This window comes from Corynebacterium amycolatum SK46 (assembly GCF_000173655.1).
GTDB classification, from domain to species: Bacteria; Actinomycetota; Actinomycetes; order Mycobacteriales; family Mycobacteriaceae; genus Corynebacterium; species Corynebacterium amycolatum_A.
Genome location: NZ_ABZU01000015.1, coordinates 31,235 through 47,179 on the forward strand (window position 1 = coordinate 31,235; position 15,945 = coordinate 47,179).

At 58.5% G+C, this 15,945-nt stretch carries 11 protein-coding genes and 2 tRNA genes; 2 read left to right on the plus strand and 11 right to left on the minus strand.

Annotated elements, in window-relative coordinates:
- Window positions 1–39: 39 nt before the first annotated feature.
- From CORAM0001_RS09025 to CORAM0001_RS09040, 4 genes are all read right to left on the minus strand, one after another.
- Entirely contained in the window at window positions 40–555 is a 516-nt protein-coding gene (locus tag CORAM0001_RS09025) for a DUF4233 domain-containing protein (protein WP_005511507.1), read from the minus strand.
- Window positions 552–2,057 carry a bifunctional tetrahydrofolate synthase/dihydrofolate synthase gene (gene folC / locus CORAM0001_RS09030; protein WP_425265868.1) on the minus strand — a complete coding sequence of 502 codons (1,506 nt, stop codon included), beginning with the start codon at window positions 2,055–2,057 and terminating at the stop codon, window positions 552–554. The genes CORAM0001_RS09025 and folC overlap by 4 nt, the downstream gene beginning before the upstream one ends.
- Before the next feature lie 209 nt (window positions 2,058–2,266).
- Window positions 2,267–5,002 (minus strand): valine--tRNA ligase, encoded by a 2,736-nt coding sequence (locus CORAM0001_RS09035; protein WP_005511522.1) that lies wholly within the window; start codon window positions 5,000–5,002, stop codon window positions 2,267–2,269.
- Window positions 5,003–5,216: 214 nt separating this feature from the next.
- Window positions 5,217–6,200, minus strand: coding sequence for a malate dehydrogenase (locus CORAM0001_RS09040; protein ID WP_005511521.1), 984 nt, complete (start codon window positions 6,198–6,200; stop codon window positions 5,217–5,219).
- A gap of 230 nt (window positions 6,201–6,430) precedes the next feature.
- Between CORAM0001_RS09040 and CORAM0001_RS09045 the strand changes: the two genes are divergently transcribed.
- Complete coding sequence (locus CORAM0001_RS09045) at window positions 6,431–7,216, plus strand: TetR/AcrR family transcriptional regulator (RefSeq protein WP_005511545.1); 786 nt, start codon at window positions 6,431–6,433, stop codon at window positions 7,214–7,216.
- Window positions 7,217–7,275: 59 nt separating this feature from the next.
- Here CORAM0001_RS09045 and clpX read toward each other — a convergent pair whose 3' ends face one another.
- From clpX to CORAM0001_RS09075, 6 genes are all read right to left on the minus strand, one after another.
- Window positions 7,276–8,538 carry an ATP-dependent Clp protease ATP-binding subunit ClpX gene (gene clpX, locus CORAM0001_RS09050; protein ID WP_040361775.1) on the minus strand — a complete coding sequence of 421 codons (1,263 nt, stop codon included), beginning with the start codon at window positions 8,536–8,538 and terminating at the stop codon, window positions 7,276–7,278.
- A gap of 217 nt (window positions 8,539–8,755) precedes the next feature.
- Window positions 8,756–10,879 (minus strand): alkaline phosphatase D family protein, encoded by a 2,124-nt coding sequence (locus CORAM0001_RS09055; RefSeq protein WP_100066823.1) that lies wholly within the window; start codon window positions 10,877–10,879, stop codon window positions 8,756–8,758.
- 92 nt (window positions 10,880–10,971) lie between these two features.
- Complete coding sequence (locus tag CORAM0001_RS09060) at window positions 10,972–11,595, minus strand: ATP-dependent Clp protease proteolytic subunit (protein WP_369707172.1); 624 nt, start codon at window positions 11,593–11,595, stop codon at window positions 10,972–10,974.
- Window positions 11,596–11,641: 46 nt separating this feature from the next.
- The gene (locus tag CORAM0001_RS09065) at window positions 11,642–12,214 is read right to left on the minus strand and encodes an ATP-dependent Clp protease proteolytic subunit (protein WP_005511512.1); all 573 of its coding nucleotides are present in this window, start codon (window positions 12,212–12,214) and stop codon (window positions 11,642–11,644) included.
- Window positions 12,215–12,355: 141 nt separating this feature from the next.
- Window positions 12,356–13,819, minus strand: coding sequence for a trigger factor (gene tig, locus CORAM0001_RS09070; RefSeq protein WP_005511546.1), 1,464 nt, complete (start codon window positions 13,817–13,819; stop codon window positions 12,356–12,358).
- Window positions 13,792–13,868, minus strand: a tRNA-Pro gene (locus CORAM0001_RS09075). Before CORAM0001_RS09075 ends, tig begins: the two co-directional genes overlap by 28 nt.
- Window positions 13,869–14,430: 562 nt before the next feature.
- On the opposite strand from CORAM0001_RS09075, the gene CORAM0001_RS09080 reads away from it, so the two are divergent.
- Window positions 14,431–14,505 (plus strand) — tRNA-Gly (locus CORAM0001_RS09080).
- 97 nt (window positions 14,506–14,602) lie between these two features.
- Here CORAM0001_RS09080 and CORAM0001_RS09085 read toward each other — a convergent pair.
- A complete protein-coding gene (locus CORAM0001_RS09085; RefSeq protein WP_040361790.1) occupies window positions 14,603–15,781 on the minus strand; it encodes an IS256-like element IS3507 family transposase in 1,179 nt (392 codons plus the stop codon).
- Window positions 15,782–15,945 lie beyond the last annotated feature (164 nt).

A 15,945-nucleotide genomic window follows, 5' to 3' on the forward strand; every position in this document is an offset into this window, starting at 1 on the left:
TACAGCGGGGTGAAAGTCGCGACTACGAGCGCGGGAGGTTTACGAGTGCTGGGTGGTCAACAGACCGCGCTCCATTCGTTGGATGAGGTTCTTCCGCAGGTGCAGAATGTAGGCCCACACTAGTGCGAAGACGATACCCACCACGCCCATAGACACGTGTGTGAAAATAGCCAACACACCAAAAACCTGCAGCACAATGTTGGCCTTCAGCGCCCAGGGCTGCTTCTGCAGGAAAGCCATCGCAATCAGAGCCAGGCCCAGGATGGTGATGTACGTAACCGAGAAGGTCTGGTTAATCTGGCCGTCGGGAATGCGTGTGACCACAGTCAGACCAAGCAGCACCGAGATAGCCTGCATAATCAGCGTGCCGGCCATGACACCACGCAGCCCCTTCAGCGGGTCCTTAGCCGGATCGTGTCCCGCACCGAGCGGACCGTACTTGCCGCCCTCACTCAGGTCACGGCCCTCGCGATAGGCGCGCAGGGCCTCGCGGTCGGCAGCGGTGTAATCCTCCGCGCCATTGCCCTGTGGCTGGCTCGCCTGAGATTCACTCATTGCGGGTCCTTTCCAAATAGTGTCCGGGCCTCGCCCGCGGTAACAACAGATCCAGTGACGATCACACCGGAACCAGAGACAATACCGTCACCGGTGTCGGTTTCCTCAGCCAGCGCGACAGCTAGCTCAACGGCGGACGGCAGAGTCGGTACGCGATGCACACGCTCCTCGCCGAAAATCTCCTCCGCAAGGTCAGCCAGGTCGTCGTAGTGCAGCGCACGCGGCGAGGTGTTCTGGGTGATTACCACTTCTTCGAAGTACGGCTCCAGCTCAACCAGCAGCCCACGAGCATCCTTCTCCCCCAACACCGACAGCACACCGATGACACGGCGGAAGTCGAACTCAGCGGAGAGGGCCGTGCGTAGCGCACGGGCACCGTGAGGATTGTGGGCGGCATCGATGAACACCGTCGGGGTCGAGCGCACGCGCTCCAGGCGGCCGGGTGAGGCGACCGTCGCAAAGCCTTCGCGAACCGCATCAATGTTGAGCGGACGCCCCGGACCTGCGCCGAAGAACGCCTCCACCGCGGCTAGTGCTGTGGCGGCGTTACGCGCCTGATGCGGACCGTGCAGCGGCAGATGGATGTCGTCATACTCGCCGACCAGACCCTTGAGCGTCAGGTTCTGCCCGCCGACAGCCAGCTGATGACTAACGACACCGTACTCAACCCCAGCACGGGCGACGGAGGCGTCCATTTCCACGGCACGGCGCAAAACGACGTCCATTGCTTCCGGTTCCTGCTCGCCAACAATGGCGACATTGTCCGGTGGCGTGAGCAAGTCGTCCTTATTCCACCGCGACTTGATGATGCCGGCCTTCTCAGAAGCGATTTCAGCCAGGGTATCGCCGAGGTACTCCGTGTGATCGAGACCGATTGGGCAGATGACTGCCACGTCGGCCTCCACCACGTTGGTCGCATCCCATGTGCCGCCCATGCCGACTTCCACCACGGCAACATCGACAGGAGCGTCGGCGAAGGCAGCGTAGGCCATGGCCGTGAGGACCTCGAACTTGCTCATCTGCGGGCCGCCCTTTTCGGCGGACTTGGCGTCAACCATTTCCACGTAGGGCTGAATCTCGCGCCAGATGCGCACGTAATCGCGTGGATGGATGGGCTGGCCATCGATGGCGATGCGCTCGGTAACCAGCTGCAGATGGGGACTGGTGGTGCGGCCGGTGCGACGACCGAGAGCGCGCACCAGCGACTCAATCATGCGCACAGTGGAAGTCTTGCCATTCGTGCCGGCAACGTGAATGACCGGAGTGGCACGCTCGGGATGGCCAAGGATGTCCATCAGCATCTCGATCCGCTCGAGCGACGGGTCAATTTTGGTCTCCGGCCAGCGCTGATCCAGCTCGGCTTCCACCTCTGCAAGCTCGCGCAGCTCCTCTGCGGTGGCCTCCAGCGGGGCCGGATCGTTGACTGGGCGATCCACATCGACGGGCAGGCTCAGGCCTTCCTCGGACACGGAGACCTCACCGAGGCGCATGTCATCGGGCATGCGGTCATCGGCCATCACACCGGCGATTTCGCGAGGTTCGAGGTCCTCGACGATCTGAGAGTCAGCCGGATCGAATTCAAACTCAGGCGCTGCAGTGGACTCCTCTCGCACCGCAGACTCTTCCTGCGTCACCGAATCGTCCTCGCCGCCAAGACTCAAACGAATCTCGCCTGCGGCCTCATCACGTGGTTCAGCATCCCGTGGATCGGTCATGCCTGCGGAAGTCCCTCCAAACGAGCCTTAATACGGTCAATCTCCTCCAGTGCGAACTGGTGGCGAGTCTTAATCTTCTCCACGACCTGCTCCGGAGCCTTGGACAGGAAGGCCTCGTTGCCGAGCTTCTTCTCGGTGCCGGCCAGTTCCTTCTCCGCCTTGGCCAGGTCCTTTTCCAGGCGCTTGCGTTCAGCGGCCACGTCGACAGTGCCGGAGGTATCCAGCTCGATCAGGACCGTGGCCTGAGACAGGCGCACCTCAATGGAAGCGGTAGCGGTGAATCCATCCTCCGGTGCCTCAGCACGAGCCAGCGAACGAATCATCTCTTCCTGAGCAGCCAAATCTGCATCCACTAGGTTCATGCGTGCCGGCACGCGCTGCGACGGCTTCACCCCCTGGTCATTGCGGAAACGACGCAGCTCGGTGACCAACTTCTGGGCATCGGCAATACGACGTGCGGCAACCTCGTCGACAGCAGCGCCATCGGTGGTCATGGTTGCGTCCGGCCAGGCGGAAATAACCAGAGAGTCCTCGAAGCCCTCCGCGCCGTCGGTAAGCGCCTTCCACAGCGTCTCCGTGACGAACGGCATGGACGGGTGCAGCAGACGCAGCAGCGTATCCAGAACACGGCCGAGAACCAGACGTGTGGAGGCGGCGCGGGCGGCCTGCTCCTCGGTCATGGTTTCGCCGTCGTTCAGGCGTGGGAAGTCGACCTTTGTCATCTCCAGGTACCAGTCACAGACCTCGTCCCATGCGAAGTGGTAGAGGGCCTCGTTGGCCTTGGAGAACTCGTACCTATCCAGCGCAGAGTCAACCTCAGCGCGGACCTGTTCCAGGCGGTCCAGAATCCAGCGGTCGGTGTCGGTGAGCTGGTCACGGTCCGGCAGTTCGCCCATGTGGGCACCGTTCATCAGCGCAAAGCGGGTGGCGTTGAACAGCTTGGTAGCGAAGTTACGGGAGCTCTGAGCGGCGTCGTTACCAACCGGCAGGTCAGAGCCCGGGTTAGCGCCACGAGCCAGCGTAAAGCGAAGTGCGTCCGCACCGTAGTCACGCACCCAGTCCAGCGGGTCAATGCCGTTGCCGAGAGACTTCGACATCTTGCGGCCCTGCTCATCGCGGACCAGACCGTGCAGGAAGACATCCTTGAACGGCACCTGCGGTCGGCCGTCGCGGCCCTTACCCAGCGGTGAATCAGGCAGGTTGGCAGCAAAGGTCGAAAACATCATCATGCGCGCGACCCAGAAGAACAGAATGTCGTAGCCGGTGACCAGCACGGATGTCGGGTAGAACTTCTCCAGCTCTGGGGTGGCTTCCGGCCAACCCATCGTGGAGAACGGCCACAGCGCGGAGGAGAACCAGGTATCCAAAACGTCCGGATCCTGCGTCCAGCCCTCGCCTGTCGGAGCCTCATCATCCGGGCCGACACAGACGACCTCGCCATTCGGGCCGTACCAGATCGGGATGCGGTGGCCCCACCACAGCTGACGCGAAATACACCAGTCGTGCATGTCATCGACCCAGTCGAACCAGCGCGGCTCCTGCGAAGCCGGGTGAATAACCGTGTCGCCCTCGCGAACAGCATCGCCGGACATCTTGGCCAGCTCATCGACCTTAACGAACCACTGCAGGCTCAGCAGCGGCTCAATCGGCTCACCCGAGCGCTCCGAGTGGCCAACCGAGTGAACGTACGGGCGGACCTCCTTGACAATGCGCCCCTGCTCACGCAGCGCCTCCGTCAGCGCAGTACGGGCTTCCGCACGATCCATGCCGTCGAAACGCGTGCCAGTGTTGAAGATACGGCCAGTGGTGTCGATGACCTCCGGCATATCCAGGTCGTGGCGCTGGCCCATGGCGAAGTCATTCGGATCGTGTGCCGGCGTGATCTTCACCGCACCGGTACCGAACTCGCGGTCCACATAGTCATCGGCGATGACCTGAATCTTCAGGTCCTCGCGGAACGGGTGGTCCAAAACCTTGCCCACCAGGTGCGTGTAGCGCTCATCCTCCGGGTGCACGGCAATTGCCACGTCGCCCAGCATCGTCTCCACACGAGTCGTCGCCACAACAATGGAGTCTTCCCCATCGCCGTAGCGGAAGGAGACGAGCTCGCCTTCAGCGTCCTCGTACTTGACCTCAATATCCGAGATTGCGGTCTGCAGCACCGGCGACCAGTTGACCATGCGCTTGGCGCGGTAGATTAGGCCGCGGTCAAACAGTTCCTTAAAAATCGTCTGAACCGCACGGGACAGGCCCTCGTCCAGAGTGAAGCGCTCACGGGACCAATCCAGGGAGTCACCAATCTGGCGCATCTGGTTGCCGATACGTCCGCCGTAATCGTGCTTCCACTCCCAGACCTTCTCCACGAATTCCTCGCGGCCATAATCGAAGCGGTCCTTGCCTTCGGAATCCTTCAGCATCGCCTCGACCTTGGTCTGCGTTGCGATACCCGCGTGGTCCATACCCGGCAGCCACAGCACCTCGTAGCCCTGCATGCGCTTACGGCGCACCAGCGCATCCATCAAAGTGTGGTCCAGTGCGTGGCCCATGTGCAGCTGACCCGTCACATTCGGCGGGGGCAGCACAATAGAGTAAGCCGGCTTGGAGCTAGACGGATCAGCCTCGAAATAGCCAGCGTCTACCCAGCCCTGGTACAGGTCCGACTCCACGTCAGCCGGGTTCCACGACTTGGGCAACTTATCTGCTCTGTTTAGGTCCACGTTGTTCTCAGTCACGCGTCACATCTTAGCGCCTTGCCCGGATTTGTTTTTCCAGGGGCTTTACGACGACCCTTGCGCCCCAACCCATATCTGCTATCGGCGACTTACGCACCGCCGAATTCAAGCTTTACTCACGTCCCGAGCCAACCGGCGATTACCGCACAAAATAAAAGCGCTCTCTTGTGAAATCATCACAAGAGAGCGCCTCTAAACGGCCGTTGACCAGCCCTTAGGCCAGCAGGTCCTTAACTGCGTCGCGCTCTTCGCGCAGTGCCTTGACGTTGCGCTCGATGCCAGCGCGCTGAACCTCAGAGAGGTCCAGACCCTCAACGCGAACCCACTCGCCGTCCTTGGCGTAGCACGGAACACCAGCGACCAGGCCCTCGTCGATGCCGTAGGAGCCGTCGGACGGAAGTGCGACAGAGACCCAATCGCCCTCTGGGGTACCCATTACCCAGTCGCGCATATGGTCAACTGCGGCAGCTGCAGCGGAAGCTGCAGAGGAGGAACCGCGTACCTCGATGATCTCTGCGCCACGCTTGGCGACACGAGGGATGAAGTCCTGCTCGACCCATGCAGCGTCAACCTTGTCGGAGACCTTCTCGCCTGCGGCGGTGGCGTAGGTGATGTCCGGGAACTGGTCGGCGGAGTGGTTACCCCAGACGATCATGTTCTTGATCTCAGTGGTCGGAACACCAATCTTTTCCGACAGCTGGGACAGGGAGCGGTTGTGATCCAGGCGCATCATGGCGGTGAAGCGCTCTGCCGGGATGTCCTTAGCGTGGGATGCGGCAATCATGGTGTTGGTGTTGGCCGGGTTGCCGACAACCAGAACCTTGATGTCGTCTGCTGCGTGATCGTTCAGAGCGGCACCCTGCGGGCCGAAGATCTTGCCGTTGGCGCCCAGCAGTGCGGAGCGCTCCTCGCCCTTGCCGCGCGGCTTTGCACCGACCAGGAATGCGGCGTTGGCACCGTCGAATGCCTTTGCCGGATCATCGGTGATGTTGATGCCAGTCAGAAGCGGGAAGGCGGAGTCAAACAGCTCCATGGCGACGCCTTCGGTGGCGTGCAGCGCCGGAGTGATCTCCAGCAGATTCAACTCAACCGGGGTCTCAGGGCCGAAAACCGAACCGCTGGCAATGCGGAAGAGCAGGGAGTAAGCGATCTGTCCGGCGGCGCCGGTAACTGCAACCTTTACGGGAGTCTTGTTCACTACAGGCCTTTCTCGAGAGAGAATCAATTCGCTGCCCACTCTAATGCGACTACAGAATTGGCGCAGACGGGGGCGATGCGCTCAGGCCGATTCTGAAAAACGGATAGCATTAGGCATGACTTACGGTCGTGTACTCATTTCACTAGAAAGAAGTCCGCGACCGAGCAATTTCACCCCCGTTAGATAGCCCAAACCCCGTAGTCGCCCTCTAGTCCAAGCAAAGGATTTTCATGAAGTCTCCAGGCTCCTCTGATGCAATCCCCCATGCAGTCTTGGTGGCAGCACTTCAAGAATTCACCGCAAAGGGGTATGCAGATGCCCGTTTGGATGCCATTGCTGCCGCCTCTGGGGTCTCCAAGCGCATGCTTCACTACCACTGCGGTGACAAGTTGGGACTCTACAGGGCGACGTGGGCACATGTACTGGAGACCGTAAGGCCTGACGACGACGCCCTGCGTCCGCACTCCAATGTGCCGGTGGAAGCCCTGCAGCATGTAGTCGGCGTTATCTACGACTATTTCTCGGCGAACCCGCTCGCCGTGCGGTTCATCATCCAGGAAAACCTGCACCCGGTACTGCCGCTAGAAGGCGTGACTGGCCTTGGTGGTCAGAGCCCCATTGTTTTGGAGTTTGACCGCATCTTGTTGCTCGGCCGCGATTACGGTGCATTCCGCACTGATATTTCCGCCCTTGATCTTTATATTCTCGTGCTGTCGCTGGCCACCTTCCCCACCCTGCACCAGCGGACTTTTGAAAACCTCTACGGCATTGAAATGCAGTCGACAGTGCTGTCGGACAAGCTGCGTGAGTTCGCTCAGGACACTGTGACCAGCCTGTTGACGTCCTCGCCTCGCAACGAACCGGGCAGCTCGTACACTTCCCTGCTGGCCTCCCATGGCGCCAACTCGTCCGCGCTTGGCGCAGAGGTCTACGGCGATCAGCCCAACCCAGAGACTCAGGACTTAACTACTGACGACGCCCCGGATTACCGCGACATCTACGGCATGGACGACTAGGGCTCCATACAGACATCAAAAAACCGGTTAGAGCGGCTACTACGGGTTTTTAGCTAACTTTACGCAGTCTTCTTATCCTCGCTGCGTTCAACGAGCTCCGGCGCTGCACCGTCCGTGATGCATTCCTTGTGGACAATGACCTCCGTGACGTCGTCACGCTCTGGTACCTCGAACATCACGGGAACCAAGATTTCTTCCATGATGCCGCGCAGACCACGGGCGCCGGTATTGCGACTAATCGCCTTGGCAGCAATGGCGCGCAGTGCCTCATCGTCGATGGTGAGGCGCACACCGTCCATGTCGAACAGATGCTGGTACTGGCGGACCAGGGAGTTCTTCGGCTCGGTGAGCACACGAACCAGCGCGTCCTCATCGAGGTTGGTGACCGATGCAATAACGGGCAGGCGGCCAATGAACTCAGGAATCAGGCCGAATCGAACGAGGTCCTCCGGCAGCACATCGCGGAATGGATCCTTCATGTCCTCGTCGTTAGCCGAGGTGACATCTGCGCCGAAGCCCAAGCCCTTCTTGCCGACGCGCTCCTGCACGACCTTTTCCAGACCGGCAAACGCACCGGCGACGATGAACAGGACGTTAGAGGTGTCGAACTGAATGAACTCCTGGTTGGGCAGCTTGCGCCCACCCTGCGGGGGCACGGCGGCTACGGTCCCCTCGAGAATCTTCAGCAGCGCCTGCTGCACACCTTCACCGGAGACATCGCGGGTGATGGAGGTGTTCTCGGACTTGCGCGAAATCTTGTCAATTTCATCGACGTAAATGATGCCGCGCTGTGCCTTCTCGACGTCGAAATCAGTAGCCTGCAGCAGCTTCAGCAGGATGTTCTCCACGTCCTCGCCGACATAGCCGGCCTCGGTCAGGCTGGTGGCGTCAGCGATTGCGAACGGCACGTCCAGCTTGCGGGCCAGTGTCTGCGCGAGGTAGGTCTTGCCGCAGCCAGTCGGCCCCAGTAGGAGGATGTTCGACTTTTGCAGCTCGACGTCGTTGTCCGACTTGGTCTCCGCAGCACGAAGGCGCTTGTAGTGGTTGTAGACCGCTACCGCTAGGGTGCGCTTCGCCATGTCCTGGCCGATTACGTACTCATCGAGGAAGTCGCGAATTTCCATCGGACGCGGCAGGCGGTCGTCGTTGCCAGTTGCCTCGCCGCCGGTGTTGAGCTCCTCTTCAATGATTTCATTGCAGAGCTCAATGCACTCATTACAGATGTACACACCAGGTCCGGCAATCAGCTTCTTGACCTGCTTCTGACTCTTTCCACAGAAAGAGCATTTCAGCAAATCCGCACTTTCTTGCATACGCGCCATGAGGCTCCCGCCGCCGCCTTTCCGCTGATTAATTTCGGTATGACTTCGCACGAGCCTACCAAGATTCACGATCAGAACGAAGCCCCCACGCCTGATGCTGAGGAAGCTTTTAAAACGAGGCGTTTACTACTTGAATTGCACTCGCGCTATCCAGCGTAGCTACTGACGCATCAACGCCTGTACCCGAAGACGATGTCTCGGCTACAGCATGCCGAAACTACGCTGACTCGGAAACACGACTGCCCTGCGTCGCTTCGATCGGCAGACCGTGGAGCACTACAGAGTCAATTTGATTCGGATACCGCGGCACTGGATGCTCGAGATCCTCGTCCGCCCAACTGACCATTTGATGGCCCAAGACGTCGGGTGCGTTGCGTTCGTATTTGTCCTGCCACCAAAATTCGAATATCGCCTTTTCCCTGTCGAAATGGACGATCCCATACCCATGATCGGACCACTCCATGAACTGGACATTCGAATTGAGATTCAACAGAGCCATCTCAGCTACGCGAGATGCTGCAAAAGCAGCAATACGCGCCTCAGGAGAATTTCCACTGACAGCACTTGTCACACCTCTAACCGCATCATCTGCGCCTCCACGTCCCATTGATGTTGGGCAGAATTCAACACCGGCGCTGTACCTACGGGCATTAAAGGTGCCGCTGTTACCCGTGGTTGTCCTGAGCGCTCCTGCCTGCACATTCCCCGACTCTGCACCTGGTCGTGGATTGGTACCCGGCAACCCAGAAATGTAACCGTCTCCAACTACTGATTGCGACAGCAAATCTGATCCGAGGTTTCCATGTGCATCTCCGGAAACCATAACCGCATTGCTAACTTCGTTTCGCAGCAGTGCGATGAGTTTTTCCTTTTCCGCCAGGTAGTCCGACCAGCGACTGAGACCAAACTTTGGGCCCTCTTGACCGGGAATAACATCCGGCAATTCAGTTGGCGAGAACCAAGCCTGCTGAGCTAAAACTTTCCAGCGAACGCCGCGCGACTGAGAATCAGCCAATCCCCTTTCCAACCATTCGAACTGGGGACGGCCAAGCAAACTAGGCGCACCATCGAGATGTGAGTTATCTACTGGCAACTCGTACTTCGGCAATAGCGACTGAGCATCCATGGCATGAATGTCAACGAGATCACCGAACTTTAGCTTTCGGTACACCAGCGCTGGATCCTCCGGCACTGGGTATGAGAAGTCCTCTACCAGCATGAACTCGCCGGATCCATCACCACGCGGTGGCCGTGAGGGAGTCCACTCCCAAAATGCGCGGAAAGTATCTGAAATCGTGATGGTTTCGTCGATACTAATTTCCGGCACATCAACTTGGTTTCCGTAGAACGGATCAATATCGTGATTGTCCCAAATAATGGTCCAGGGATGCTGTTGATGGGCTCGGGCAAAATTCTCGTCCGAGCGCCACAAGGCATAACGACGTCGAACTTCATCCAGATTGAGCCAGTCCCGATTATCCGGATGATCAAGCTTGTCGAAACCAGGGCGCGAGCGCACCATTTCATCCTTATCGATGAAATCGTACAAGTAGTCCCCCAGGTGAACCACCAAGTCAAGATCGTTTCGATTCGCCAGGTGACCAAGGCCAGACCACCATGATGACCAGTAGGAGCTACAGGACATCACGGCCATTCGCATTTCGTCTATGCCTGCATCAAATGCAGTGCGAGTGCGTCCAACCACCGACTTCTGCCCTTGCGAGACAAACTGGTAATAGTACGTTTTACCTGGCGCTAGTCCAGTGACGTCAACCTTGATCGTCCAATCATGCTCAGCAATAGCTTCCTGAGTACCCGAAACCACAACATTGGACATCTCTCGGTCCGTGGCCACTGACCAATCGACCGGAATTCTCATACCTTTGGGATTAGCGCCTGGAGCGCCATTAGGGTCTCGCTCTGCAAGCGTAACGCGAGTCCAAATAATCACACGATCTTGCAGTGGGTCTCCCGAGGCAACGCCGTGAGCAAATGGGAAATCATAAGCCGTTGGGAAGTCATCCACCGGCACGCTACCGACGCCGCGATCATTCTCGCTAGCCCCTTGCCCCGGCAGCGAGATGTTGTCCTCACCGGCATCTTCAGGTGCACCGGTTCGCTTACCGAGAGGCAAGATAGGTATTTCAAAAGACCCCGGCGTTACCGGTTTTGCAGCTACAGCTTGAGCGGCCGTTAGGTTCGAAAACGAAGAGACCGAATAAGTAGTTGCTGCACCTGCTACAGACAGAAAGATGCCACGCAAAACTTGACGTCGGCTAACTTGGAATTCCGAATTATCACTGCTGAACTGTTGGGCATCGATATCAGGTCGAAAAGGCATGAATCGATATTAGGTATTAATACATACCCAAAAATGAACAAGGCCTTAACCGGATTGAAAACTTTCCGATTAAGGCCATGCAACCAAACGCTCTAGGCGTTGTGCTTGCGGTACTCGAAGACCTGGTCGATGATGCCGTACTCGACGGCCTCTTCAGCGGTCAGAATCTTGTCACGGTCGGTGTCCTTGCGGATCTGCTCCGCAGTGCGACCGGAGTGGCGAGCCAGAGTCTCCTCCATCAGCTTGCGCATGCGCTCGATCTCGTTCGCCTGAATCTCCAGGTCGGAAACCTGGCCCTGGATACCTTGGGTGGCCGGCTGGTGAATGAGCACGCGCGCATTCGGCAGAGCTGCACGCTTGCCCGGTGCACCCGCAGCGAGCAGCACGGCGGCCGCGGAGGCAGCCTGGCCCAGGCACACCGTCTGCACGTCGGGACGCACGTACTGCATCGTGTCGTAGATGGCCATCAGCGAGGTGAAGGAGCCACCTGGGGAGTTGATGTACATCGTGATGTCACGGTCCGGGTCCAGGCCCTCGAGCACCAGCAGCTGCGCCATGATGTCGTTAGCGGCGGTGTCGTCGACCTGCGAGCCGAGGAAGATAATGCGCTCTTCGAAGAGCTTGTTGTACGGGTTGGATTCCTTAGCACCAAAGCTGGAGTGCTCCACGAAAGAAGGAAGCACGTAGCGCGACTGCGGCATCTGCATATTGTTCATCTCCATGTTGATTGTTTCGCCTCTAATTCTTCGCTACTGTCCGCTTTTAGCGTGCGGTGTCCTTGAGAGCGGTCACGACGTGGTCAACCAGGCCGTACTCCTTAGCCTCAGCTGCGGTAAACCAGCGGTCGCGGTCCGAGTCTTCCTCAATGCGCTCGACCGGCTGGCCGGTGTGCTGCGCAATCAGACGAGCCATTTCCTTCTTGGTGGCAGCGAACTGCTCAGCCTGAATGGTGATGTCGGATGCGGTACCGCCGATACCTGCAGACGGCTGGTGCATCATAATGCGAGCGTGCGGCAGTGCGTACCGCTTGCCCTTAGCACCTGCGGCGAGCAGGAACTGGCCCATGGAAGCTGCCAGGCCCATGCCGTAGGTAGCCACGTCGCACGGAACGAACTGCATGGTGTCGTAAATAGCCATGCCGGCGGTGACGGAGCCGCCCGGGGAGTTGATGTACAGCGAGATATCCGACTCCGGGTCCTCGGCTGCCAGGAGCAGCATCTGACCGCAGAGCTTGTTGGCAATCTCGTCGTCGACCTGCTCACCCAGCCAAATAATGCGCTCCTTGAGCAGCTTGTCGAAAACTGTGTTCGTCGACATCTGGGCGTTATCGCTCATCTGTGTACTCCTTTTTCGTACGTGTGCGAGTTTTGTCGTTCATTAGAGGGTAACGAAAAGGGCCGCCCCTTTGTTTCGGGAACGGCCCTTGTTCGCTATAAGCGTTGCGTCATGTCGAACGCGCCGCGCTAACTGCGGGGCTTACTCAGCGGAGGTGTCCTCAGCCTTGTCGGAATCAGCCTTCTCAGCCTCCGGCTCGACCTCACCGAAGTACTCGTTCAGGTCGATTTCGTTGCCCTCGGTGTCCTTGGCGGAAGCCTTCAGGATCGAGGTAGCCAGAGCCTTGCCGCGGCGAACGTCTGCGAACAGGTTGCCGAGCTGGCCGGACTGCTGAATCTGCTGGATGAACTGGTTCGGGTCCATGCCGTAGGACTGAGCAGTGAACAGGATGTGGTCGGTGAGCTCCTGCTGGGAAACATCCGGCTTAATCTCTTCAGCCAGTGCGTCCAGGAACAGCTGGGTGCGGACAGCTTCCTCAGCGGACTTCTTGGAGTCCTCGTCGAACTGCTCACGGGTGGTGCCCTGTGCCTCCAGCATGGAGTTCAGAACCTTCTCGTCGCCGCCGAACTGACCCAGCAGCTGCTGCAGCTGGCCCTCGACCTGCTCCTTGACAACGCCCTCCGGCAGAGCGATGGTGGTCTGCTCCATAGCGGCAGCCAGAACCTTGTCGCGAACCTGCTGAGCCTGCTCACCCTTCTTGGTGTTCTCAACCTGGCGAGCCAGGTCTTCCTTCAGCTCGTCGATGGTGTCGAACTCGGAAGCCATCTGAGCGAAGTCGTCGTCAGCTTCCGGCAGCTCGCGGACCTTGACCGACTGAACGGTAACGGTAACCTGAGCGTCCTCGCCCTCGTGCTCGCCAGCAACCAGCTTGGTGGTGAACTCCTTGGACTCGCCCTGGGACAGGCCAACAACAGCCTCGTCCAGGCCGTCAATCAGGTCGTCGGAGCCAACCTGGTAGGACAGACCCTCGGTGGAAGCCTCTTCCAGCTCTTCGCCGTCGATAGTGGCGGACAGGTCGATGGAGACGAAGTCGTCCTTCTCGACTGCACGCTCGACGCCGGTCAGGGTGCCGAAGCGAGCAAGCAGGTTCTGCAGCTCAGCCTCAACAGCTTCCTCGTCGGCGACCAGCGGGTCAACCTCAACTGCGATGTCCTCGAACTTCGGCAGCTCAATCTCCGGGCGGACGTCGACCTCAGCGGTGAACTCAACGAGCTCGCCGTCTTCCAGCTTGGTGATGTCAACCTCTGGCTGACCGATAACCTTCAGGTCCTCCTCGCGAACGACCTCGTCGTAGCGGGACGGAACCATGTCGTTGAGCACCTGCTCCAGGATTGGGCCGCGGCCGAAGCGGGCCTCAATCAGCTTTGCCGGTGCCTTGCCCTTACGGAAGCCCGGAATCTGGACCTGCTGAGCCAGTGCCTTGTAGGCGTTGTCGAACTCTGGCTTCAGCTCGTCAAACGGGACCTCGACGGTAATCTTCACTCGGGTCTCATTGAGCTTCTCAACGGAAGACTTCACTGGTGCACTCTCCTGCAACTCGATGATTAATTCATAGACCACGGGAGTGCCCGTGATACTGGTCGGGGTAGCGGGATTTGAACCCACGGCCTTCCGCTCCCAAAGCGGACGCGCTACCAAGCTGCGCCATACCCCGTATGCGTCATTCGAAACCTAGCAGAAACCCCTTTGGAGCATCTGCACCGGGGCCCTCATAGGCGCGAAATCGCGTTTCCACAACGGACCCGTATAGATTTACCTGACGATTAATGAAATCACAAAACCACGCGTTCAACCAGGCTAATGCTCTGTCCGAAAACGCTTTACGACGCCATCGAGAGCCAACCTGCCAACTGCTACTGGTTTCATGAAAACCATGCATATCACAGGGCGTTTACATCACCTCGGCACTGCTTTTGGCGGCCTCGTTTACTGCAAACACTCCATTCGTCGGCCGACTCCCCAAAGAAGCCTCTCAAACGACTGCCCCTTTGTTGAGTCGTGTGACAGTGTAATCAACGGCTATCCGCCTGTTTCACATACCCCACGTTGCTTTATCTTCAATTTCTGTTTTTCCCGGCCACAGCCACTTTTCTTTAAAGCCTTCGAGAAAAACCTGGCATCGATTTTTGTATGTGCGCTTTAACGGGTTAATATGCCTTGTACCAAGACACAGTCTGGTGGAGGCGATTGAGCGTCTAAGCCGGATTTCTGTCTATGGGGATGTCGTATAGTGGCTAATACCTCAGCCTTCCAAGCTGAAGACGCGGGTTCGATTCCCGTCATCCCCTCCACGAAACCGGGAGCACCGCTCCCGGTTTTTTTGTTTTTCCGAGCCGATGTCGGGTTAAACGACAAAATGTGTGTCTGGCTCGGCGTGTCGCGCGGGGGTTAGATTTGGCCTTTCTGGATGCCGATTGAGTGGGTGTAGTCGGTGTCGATAGCGTTGTCGTAGAGGGCTGGTCGTCCTGTTTCGTGGTCGGCTTGGTTCTCGTGTTGGGTCAGGGTGGAAACTTTGGCGAGTTGGTCCTGGCCCCAGTTGGACTGCCTGGCGATTCGTGCTGGATCGTCGGGCAGTTCGGTTTTTAAGTAGAGCCACCAATCCAGCATTCGGCGTTGTCGTTCGCCTGATCTGCCGCGGTGTGTTCTGGCAAGTAGTTTGATCTGGGAGTTGATGCCGCCTTCAAGGCTGTTGGTGGTGGATTTAATCCGGTTTTTCTCCAGCACACCTTCTGGTGGGGTGAGGTAGACAAACAGCAGTTCGGAGCGCCAGAGGTGGTTGAGGCTGTTGTAGGCCTTGCGCACGTTGTGATGTGTCCACGTGCGGGTCCATGTACCTGTTTTAGGGTCTTTGACCGTGGTTTTCTCGTCCATCCAGGAACGGTAGATCGTGGAGAATTCGTGCAGTTGTGCACCCCATGCTGCTGCTTGGTCCAGGGTGGTGATCCGGGTCAGTTTCAGCGCCAGTCGGTAGATGGTGCGCCCGGCATCAGTCCGGGGCCGTGAGGTGGTGTAGCGGCGTACAACGCGTTGGGCGTGGACGAGGCAACGCTGGATTTTCGTGGTGGGCCAGCACTTTTTGATCGCGCTAAACGCTCCCTGGCCGCCATCGATAACGGCGATAAGTGGGGCTTCGATGCGCTCGAGAAGTCGTTGGTAGTCGCGCGTGGTTTCGTGTTTGCACCAGTGCCAGGCGATGACATGGTCGATAGTTGCGGCAATGATCAAACAGCCGCCGGCGGTATATGTGCCGTCTAGAAACACCTGGTCGTAAACCCGCCCGATATGTCCGATGGTGGGATCTGGTACGTCAACGAGCCAGAAGGGTTCGAAGCGGCGTTGCAGTGTGCGCGGTGAGCATCCCACACGACTGGCAATGGTATCGAGGCTGGCGCCAGTGGTCAGGTGGTCAATGAAGGCGGCAAAAACCGTGGAATTGGTGATGTCGCTGCGGCGCTTCACACTCGACGCGCCGCAGTGTTTGCATCGCCACCTCGTAGTTCCTTTGCTGGTAGTGCCGTTGCGCTTCATCTCATCGCCGCAGTGGCAGCGTGGTTGGTTCTTTGACATTGCGACACCACACCACGCCGCGTGTAGCACATCACTGCTGCCACACCGCGGATTTACCGTCCCGGAGCCAAATATATGCTCCCGGAGCATATATTTCTCTGAAACCTAGAGGTCAACCACTACAAATCACCGAATCCAGACACACTTTCTGTCGTTTAACCCCC

Bases quoted from the DNA above. Each gene is read 5' to 3' on its own strand.
- CORAM0001_RS09055 (WP_100066823.1), bottom strand. From the start codon at position 10,879: ATGCCTTTTCGACCTGATATCGATGCCCAACAGTTCAGCAGTGATAAT.
- CORAM0001_RS09085 (WP_040361790.1), bottom strand. From the start codon at position 15,781: ATGTCAAAGAACCAACCACGCTGCCACTGCGGCGATGAGATGAAGCGC.
- CORAM0001_RS09045 (WP_005511545.1), top strand. From the start codon at position 6,431: ATGAAGTCTCCAGGCTCCTCTGATGCAATCCCCCATGCAGTCTTGGTG.
- CORAM0001_RS09025 (WP_005511507.1), bottom strand. From the start codon at position 555: ATGAGTGAATCTCAGGCGAGCCAGCCACAGGGCAATGGCGCGGAGGAT.
- clpX (WP_040361775.1), bottom strand. From the start codon at position 8,538: ATGGCGCGTATGCAAGAAAGTGCGGATTTGCTGAAATGCTCTTTCTGT.
- CORAM0001_RS09065 (WP_005511512.1), bottom strand. From the start codon at position 12,214: ATGAGCGATAACGCCCAGATGTCGACGAACACAGTTTTCGACAAGCTG.
- CORAM0001_RS09060 (WP_369707172.1), bottom strand. From the start codon at position 11,595: ATGAACAATATGCAGATGCCGCAGTCGCGCTACGTGCTTCCTTCTTTC.
- folC (WP_425265868.1), bottom strand. From the start codon at position 2,057: ATGCCCGATGACATGCGCCTCGGTGAGGTCTCCGTGTCCGAGGAAGGC.